Below are 7500 nucleotides of genomic sequence, written 5' to 3' on the forward strand. Positions count from 1 at the left end.
TGCGGCAGCTTCCTGCCCGACGAAACCGGTTTCCTGCGCAACAACGCCGGCCAGTATCTGGAAGCGTGGAAGCTGAACCCCGACGGCACCCTGCCCAACGTCAGCACCGCCCGCTTCGACGACCTGCAGCCGGTCAACATCGGGAATCTCGTCTATGGCGGCAGCCGGACGACGCTGATGGACTTCTCGGGCAACCTGCCGGCCCAGGCGGCGGCCGGCGACAGCTTCACCACCAGCCCGACCTTCTATGACGGGCTCGGCAACCCGCTGGACCTGTCGCTGACCTGGACCAAGGGCGCCACCCCCAACCAATGGACGCTGACCGCCACCGGCCCGGCCGGCTACACGGTCGGCGGCGCACCGGTGACGCTCACCTTCGCCGCCACCGGCCCCTATGCCGGAAAGCCGGTGGACGGCGCCGGCCTGCCGCTGGACCCGATGCCCGGCATCACCGTCACCTCGCCGGCCACGCCGACCGCCGACAGCTTCACCATGGCGCTCGGCAACGTCACGCAGTTGAACGGCGACTATGTCCCGACCGTCACCGGCGACGGCGCCAAGGTCGGCCAGGTGACCTCTGTCAACATCGACGACAGCGGCAAGCTGTGGGTGATGTACGACAACGGCGCCCGGCAGGCGCTGTACCAGATCCCGATCGCCACCGTCACCAACCCCGACGGTCTGGTCGCCCAGGACGGCAACACCTACACGCTGGGCGCCGAAACCGGCACGCTGACGCTGGGCGCCGGCAAGAAGGGCGCCGCCGGAACCGTCATCGGCGCCGCGCTGGAGCAGTCGAACGTCGACATCGCGACGGAACTGGTGTCGCTGATCGAGACCCAGCGGGCCTACTCGTCGAACGCCACCCTGGTGCGCACGGCCGACGAGATGGTCGAAGAAACCACCCGCCTGAAGCGTTGAGCCCAGTCGCGACGGAGCCCCGGCCATGAGCGTCCAACTCGCCCCTCACCGCCGCCCTGTCCGGCCTGCGCACGACGCAGCAGCAGGCGGCGATGACCTCCCACAACCTCGCCAACGCCACCACGGCCGGCTATGTGCGCCGCGACCTCGCCCTGTCGTCGGCCAACACGGCCGGACGCGGCGCCGGGGTGCAGGTCGACGCCATCGCCCGCAAGGTGGACGAGCTGCTGATCCGCGACGCCCGGTACGAGACCAGCCGCTACACCGGGCAGGAGGCGCGTGCTTCGGCGCTTGCCGACTATGCCCTGGTGCGGGGGCAGCCGCAGGACGAGAAATCGGTCTCCACCCAGCTGTCGAAGCTGCAGCAGGCCTTTTCCCGCCTGCACGGCATGCCGCAGGACGATGCCGCCCAGAATGCGGTGGTGTCCCAGGCGATCACGCTCGCCGACAGCCTGAAGCGCGCGGCGGAAGCGGCGCAGACGGTGCAGTCCGACGCCCGCGACCGCCTGCAGACCTCGGTGGACTCGGTGAACACCGCGTTGCAGCGGATCAGCGACCTCAACGGCCGGATCGCCGGGCTGGAAGCGCGCGGCGGCGACACCGGCGACCTGCGCGACGACCGCGACCGCCTGCTCGACCAGGTCTCGCAGGAGATCGGCATCCGCACCTACAGCCGCGAGGACGGCCAGGTGGTGGTGATGACCCGCAACGGCCAGACCCTGCTCGACCACCCGCTGGCGCCCGGCGAGCAGCCGCTGACGCTGCTGGGGGACGATGTGATGGCCAATGGCGTCTCGCTGTCCGCCAGGCCCGACAGCGAGATCCAGAGCGGCCGGATGATGGGCTATGTCCAGACCATCAAGCAGGACATGCCCCGCGCGCTGGCCCAGTTGGACGAGCTGGCCGCCGGCCTCGTCCAGGCCTTCCAGGGGGCCGAGGCCGATCCGACCCAGCCCGGCCTGTTCACCGACGCCGGAGCCGCCTATGGCGCCACCGCCGGGCTGGCGTCGCGCATCACGGTAAACGACTCCGTGCGGACGGAAAGCTGGCGGGTGCGCAGCGGCATCCAGGCGGCGGCCCCGCTCCAGCCCGGCGACCAGACGCAGATCGACAGGTTCCTGACCGTCTTCACCACCGCCCGCAGCTTCGCCCGCCACCGACATGCCGGCCTCCACGACGCTCGGCGGCTACGCCACCGCCATGGTGTCGGCCCAGCAGGGCTACCGCACCGGTGCCGAATCGGAAATGAACGCGCGCAAGATCAGCGCGGACACGCTGGAAACCGCCCGCATCAACCGCGACGGCGTCAACATCGACGACGAGATGCAGAAGCTCCTGATGATCGAGCAGAGCTACGGCGCCAGCGCCCAGGTGGTGCAGGTCGCCGGCCGCATGATCGACATCCTGCTGCAGATCAAGGGGTAAGAGCCGATGCTGTACAATGCCCTGTCCACGCTGGGGATGAGCCGGAAGCTGCAAAGCACCATGACCCGGCAGCAGATGGAGCTGGTCCCGTGCGAACGAGGAGGTGGCGACCGGCGTCCATGCCGACGTCGCCGCCACCATCGGCGCCAGCACCGGCCGCGACATCGCGCTGCGCAACCTGTTCGACCGCACCGACGAGTATGTGAAGACCACCGACCTGCTCGACGCCGGATGAAGATGATGGACAGCGCGATGACCAGCATCATCGCGTCCGGCACCGACCTGCTGGCCGCCGCCTCCACCGGCCTGGGGCAGCAGTCGCCGACCGGAACCTCGCTGCAGGTGCGGGCGCGCGGCGTGCTGGATCAGGTGGTCGGGCTGCTGAACGCGTCGGCCGGCAACGCCTATCTGTTCGCCGGCACCGCGCTCGACCAGCCGCCGATGCGCAATGTCGACGGCGACAAGTCGGGCATGCGCTCGCCGATGCAGATCATCCGCGATGCCATCCAGTCCGCCACCGGCGGTGCCGAGATGCCGGTGACCGCGGCGGAAACCGCGGCGGTCATTGCCAGGCTGGACGATCTGTTCGCCGTGCGCGACCCGGCCACGCCGGCCCCCGCCCCGCTGACGATACCTTCGAGGGCGGGCTCTACACCGGCACCACCTCGGTCCAGCCCGGCGGCGCCGCCTCCCGCGCGTCGCCGGCCGGCCGGCGGACTCCAGCACCATCGCCTATGGCGTCCAGGCCAACGACCCGATGATGCGGGAACTGCTGGAAGGCATCTACATGCTGGCGGCGGTCGACACCTCCAAGATGGATGTCGACGCCTATCCCGACTACATCAAGACGGCGGTCGACAAGTTGTCCAGCGGCCTCGGCAACCTGCGGGAGGCGACGGCGCAGCTCGGCGTCCAGCGCGCCCAGATCGCCACCCTGGCCGAACAGCACAAGACGCAGAAGTCGATCCTCAGCCTGCAGATCGACAATCTGGAAGGCGTCGACCCCTACGAGGCGAGCACGCGGATCAGCCAACTGGAGGCGCAGATCGACGCCACCGCCAACGCCACCGCGCGCATCGCCAAGCTCCGCCTGACCAACTACCTCTAGGTCCCATCGCCATGAGCCCGGCAGCATCCAGCTCCCCGTTCCGCGCCGGCTCCGGCCCGCCCCCTTGAGCCGTGCGTTGACGAGCCGTGCGTTGACGAGCCGTGCTGTGGCGCTGGCCGCCGGGCTGCTGCTGGCGCTCACCGCCCTGTCGGTCCTGCCTGCCCCGGCGGAGGCCCAGACGCGGGTGAAGGATCTGGTCACCTTCGACGGGGTCCGCCGCAACCAGCTGGTCGGCTACGGCCTGGTGGTCGGGCTGAACGGCACCGGCGACCGCTGATCAACACCCCCTTCACAGAACAGAGCCTGAAGGGGATGATGGAGCGGCTGGGCATCAACACCCGCGGCGAGACCCTGCGCACCCGCAACGCCGCGGCGGTGATGGTGACGGCCAGCCTGCCGCCCTTCCCGCGCCAGGGCACCACCGTGGACGTCACGGTTTCCGCGCTCGGCGACGCCACCAGCCTGCTGGGCGGCACCCTGGTGGTGACGCCGCTGCTGGGTGCGGATGGCGAGGCCTATGCCGTCGCCCAGGGACCGCTGTCGGTCGGCGGCTTCAGCGCCGGCGGCGCGGCGGCGACGGTGACCAAGGGCGTGCCACCACCGCCCGCATCGCCAACGGCGCCACGGTGGAACGCGAACTGAAATTCGCCCTGAACGACGTCGGCATGGTGCGCATGGCCCTGCGCAACCCGGATTTCACCACGGCGATCCGCATCGCCGACGCAGTGAACGGCCGGCTCGGCGCCGGCAACGCTCGCGTGGTCGACCTGACCACCGTCGATGTGCGGATTACCGGGTCTTACGTGGGCAACGTCCCCCGCCTGATCGGCGAGATCGAGCAGCTGCCGGTCCGCCCCGACGCCATCGCCCGCGTGGTGGTCGACGAGCGCAGCGGCACCATCGTGATCGGCGACGACGTGCGGGTCAGCCGCGTCGCCATCACCCAGGGCAACCTGACGGTCCGCGTGGTGGAGACTCCCCAGGTGTCGCAGCCGCAGCCCTTCAGCAACGGCTCCACCGTCGTCGTGCCGCGCACCGACGTGCAGGTGCAGGAGGGCAACGGCCGCCAGTTCGTGACCGTCGGCGGCAATGTCAGCCTGCAGCAGCTGGTCAACGGCCTGAACGCTCTGGGCGTGGGGCCGCGCGACATGGTGGCCATCCTCCAGGCGATCAAGGCCGCCGGCGCCCTGCACGCCGATCTGGAAATCATCTGACCGCAGGAGATGACGATGGACATCGCCGCAGCCACCTTCCGCGCCACTGCCGCAACGGCCCCTGAACCCTCATCACCGGCCATCCCCAACCCGGCCGCCGCGAGAAGGTGGCCAAGGAGTTCGAGGCGATGCTTGTCAGCCAGCTGATGGAAAGCATGTTCGCGGGCATGCGCGAAAGCCCGCTGTTCGGCGGCGGCGGCCCGGCGGAAAAGCCGTGGCGCAGCATGATGCTGCAGGAATACGGCAAGGCCATCGCCGAGTCGGGAACGCTCGGCATCGGCAGGATGACGCATGACGAGATCGCCCGCCTTTATGCATCCCAAGCGGAGCAGCCGTCATGAGCGTCACCCTCAAGGAACTGATCCACGAATTCGCCCCCGACCGCAGCGCCGAACAGGCGCCGACAGAGGGACCGGCCGCTCCCGATCCCGGCTATGACGGCGCCACCGCGCTGCTGGTGCGCGACTTCCTCGACGCTGTAGAGGCTCTATCCGCCGTCCTGGAAGAGGAGTCCGCCTGCATCGCCGCCGGCATGCTCGACCGGCTGGAGGCCTTCGCCCACCGCAAGGCGGCGATGGCCGAACAGCTGGAGGGCGCCGTCCTGCGGGCGCGCAACGAGGGCATCCGCCTTCCCGACGACCTGCGGGCGATGACCTTGGAGCGCATCGACCGGCTTGAGCGGGCGGTGTCCACCAACGCCTCCGGCCTCGTCGCCCTGCGCAAGGCGGTGCTGACGATCAACCGCAACCTGCTGGTCGCGCTGGAAAAGGCGGCGAGCGACGGGACCTATGCCCGCGACGGGCAGGCGCGCCGGCCGGTGGAGCTGTCGGCGTCGGGCCTGAACGCGACCTTGTAACTTCAACCGCGGCTCTTCACGCTCGCAAGTTCGCCGGCCTGCTCCAGCTTGATGATGCAGGCGACCAGCGCACGCTGAAAGCCGCGGGCGTCCGACGGCAGCGCCACCCCGGCGCCCGTCGGCCAGAACTCGACGAAGGCGAGGCTGCCCTCCCCTTCCCCGCTTTGGCCCTCTCCCGTCTGGCCCGGCCACTCGAAGGCGATTCCGATGCCGATCTCCTTCGTCGTCCGCCGATGGTCGGTGACGAGGATATGAGCCTCCCAATGCATGCCACCGGTGCCGCGATCGCCCGCTGCTGGCTCCAGGTGCGCAGATAGTCGCGAAAGCTCTCGGACTGGCGGTCGAGCCGCACATAGCTCGACCGTCGGTGACGGCCGATACCAGCCGCGTGGTATATCGCGCCTGGGCAAGCGCACGGGTCACGTCGGCACACAGTTCCTCGATCAGCGCCAGACTGCGCCGCACCGTATCGCTCAGCGCCGCCGCAAGCGTTGGGCCGGTCAGGGGCGCCGTGGCGTGGTCCTTGCGGTAGATATCGAAAAGATCGTCCGGATCGCCCATCGCCGTCCCCACGCCACCGCCATCCGGCGGACCACTGGGACCAATCCACCAAAAACAAATTAATACCCGATGAAGCGATGAAAAAATGCGTCGTCGCGAGCCCGCAATTTCCAAAACGCGAAATGCGCCCCGTCTCATGTGAGGCGGGCGTTTTCCGATATGTGCGAAGATGCCGGCGATTTGAGCTTCGGTTTGACGTCTCTTGAGCCTGAGTGACCTGGCGGCGACCTACTCTCCACGTCTTAAGACGCAGTACCATTGGCGCGGAGGCTTTTCACGGCCGAGTTCGGGATGGGATCGGGTGTTTGACACCTCGCCATGACCACCAGGTCACCAAGGCTCAAGACCGACGCTGTTCCGAAGCGTATCGCTGTTCAGTGCAAGTGAGGGTGAGGATGTATCGAACCGGCGGCGTTGCGTCAAGCAGGGCCTTTCCAAGCAGGCTTGCTGCTGCGCATGGCGCGGTTTGTGGTGTCGAGATCAAGCCGATCGAGCGATTAGTAAGGCTTAGCTTCAGGCATTGCTGCCCGTCCACATGCCTCCTATCGACGTGATGGTCTGTCACGGCTCTCAAGGGAGCTCTGGTTTAGAGGTGGGTTTCCCGCTTAGATGCTTTCAGCGGTTATCCCGTCCATACTTAGCTACCCGGCCATGCCACTGGCGTGACAACCGGTGCACCAGAGGTATGTCCATCCCGGTCCTCTCGTACTAGGGACAGATCCTCGCAAAACTCCGACACCCACGGCAGATAGGGACCGAACTGTCTCACGACGTTCTAAACCCAGCTCACGTACCACTTTAATCGGCGAACAGCCGAACCCTTGGGACCTGCTCCAGCCCCAGGATGTGATGAGCCGACATCGAGGTGCCAAACGACTCCGTCGATATGGACTCTTGGGAGTCATCAGCCTGTTATCCCCGGCGTACCTTTTATCCGTTGAGCGATGGCCCGTCCACGTGGAGCCACCGGATCACTATGGCCGACTTTCGTCTCTGCTCGACTTGTCAGTCTTGCAGTCAGGCGGGCTTATGCCATTGCACTCGACGAGCGATTTCCGACCGCTCTGAGCCCACCATCGCGCGCCTCCGTTACACTTTGGGAGGCGACCGCCCCAGTCAAACTACCCGCCATGCAGGGTCCCGGACCCGGATCACGGGCCACGGTTAGATGCCAGAGACTTCAAGGGTGGTATTTCAAGGTTGGCTCCACCCGGGCTGGCGCCCGGGCTTCCAAGCCTCCCACCTATCCTACACATGAAGTCCCTAGCACCACTGCAAAGCTGTAGTAAAGGTGCACGGGGTCTTTCCGTCTGACCGCGGGAACTCCGCATCTTCACGGAGAGTTCAATTTCGCTGAGTTGGTGTTGGAGACAGCGGGGAAGTCGTTACGCCATTCGTGCAGGTCGGAACTTACC

At 67.5% G+C, this 7500-nt stretch carries 8 protein-coding genes, 2 rRNA genes and 2 pseudogenes (1 of these 12 only partly in view); 8 read left to right on the forward strand and 4 right to left on the reverse strand.

The window, feature by feature from the left end; genetic code table 11:
• The 3 genes and pseudogenes from F1643_RS17685 to F1643_RS23755 form a co-directional block, all read left to right on the forward strand.
• The coding region (locus F1643_RS17685) for a flagellar hook-basal body complex protein (protein ID WP_194914540.1) at window positions 1–921 on the forward strand (921 nt) is incomplete at its 5' end.
• Between the two features lie 92 nt (window positions 922–1013).
• Window positions 1014–1793, forward strand: a pseudogene (gene flgK, locus F1643_RS23750) (flagellar hook-associated protein FlgK); the annotation flags it as partial.
• 373 nt (window positions 1794–2166) lie between these two features.
• Window positions 2167–2346 carry a flagellar basal body rod C-terminal domain-containing protein gene (locus F1643_RS23755; protein WP_255542981.1) on the forward strand — a complete coding sequence of 60 codons (180 nt, stop codon included), beginning with the start codon at window positions 2167–2169 and terminating at the stop codon, window positions 2344–2346.
• A 404-nt stretch (window positions 2347–2750) separates the two neighbouring features.
• Here F1643_RS23755 and F1643_RS23760 read toward each other — a convergent pair whose 3' ends face one another.
• Window positions 2751–2912, reverse strand: a complete 162-nt coding sequence (locus tag F1643_RS23760) for a hypothetical protein (RefSeq protein ID WP_255542971.1) — start codon at window positions 2910–2912, stop codon at window positions 2751–2753.
• A gap of 191 nt (window positions 2913–3103) precedes the next feature.
• Here F1643_RS23760 and F1643_RS23765 point away from each other — a divergent pair, with 191 nt between their 5' ends.
• The 5 genes and pseudogenes from F1643_RS23765 to F1643_RS17710 all read left to right on the forward strand — a co-directional run bounded on the left by F1643_RS23765 (window position 3104) and on the right by F1643_RS17710 (window position 5524).
• Window positions 3104–3454, forward strand: a complete 351-nt coding sequence (locus tag F1643_RS23765) for a flagellin (protein ID WP_255542972.1) — start codon at window positions 3104–3106, stop codon at window positions 3452–3454.
• A gap of 91 nt (window positions 3455–3545) precedes the next feature.
• A complete protein-coding gene (locus F1643_RS23770; protein ID WP_255542973.1) occupies window positions 3546–3731 on the forward strand; it encodes a flagellar basal body P-ring protein FlgI in 186 nt (61 codons plus the stop codon).
• Between the two features lie 38 nt (window positions 3732–3769).
• Window positions 3770–4668: pseudogene (locus F1643_RS17700) on the forward strand (flagellar basal body P-ring protein FlgI).
• Window positions 4669–4796: 128 nt separating this feature from the next.
• The gene (locus F1643_RS17705) at window positions 4797–5009 is read left to right on the forward strand and encodes a rod-binding protein (RefSeq protein ID WP_255542974.1); all 213 of its coding nucleotides are present in this window, start codon (window positions 4797–4799) and stop codon (window positions 5007–5009) included.
• Window positions 5006–5524, forward strand: coding sequence for a flagellar protein FlgN (locus tag F1643_RS17710; RefSeq protein ID WP_194914541.1), 519 nt, complete (start codon window positions 5006–5008; stop codon window positions 5522–5524). Before F1643_RS17705 ends, F1643_RS17710 begins: the two co-directional genes overlap by 4 nt.
• Before the next feature lie 2 nt (window positions 5525–5526).
• On the opposite strand, the gene F1643_RS23775 is transcribed toward F1643_RS17710, so the two are convergent.
• The 3 genes from F1643_RS23775 to F1643_RS17725 form a co-directional block, all read right to left on the reverse strand.
• A complete protein-coding gene (locus F1643_RS23775; RefSeq protein WP_255542975.1) occupies window positions 5527–5793 on the reverse strand; it encodes a hypothetical protein in 267 nt (88 codons plus the stop codon).
• A gap of 507 nt (window positions 5794–6300) precedes the next feature.
• Window positions 6301–6415: ribosomal RNA gene (rrf, locus tag F1643_RS17720) — 5S ribosomal RNA — on the reverse strand.
• A gap of 146 nt (window positions 6416–6561) precedes the next feature.
• A 23S ribosomal RNA gene (locus tag F1643_RS17725) occupies window positions 6562–7500 on the reverse strand; it runs 1823 nt beyond the window's last position.

Origin of the sequence: Azospirillum sp. INR13, assembly GCF_015390205.1 — a bacterium.
In the GTDB taxonomy this organism is placed as follows: domain Bacteria; phylum Pseudomonadota; class Alphaproteobacteria; order Azospirillales; family Azospirillaceae; genus Azospirillum.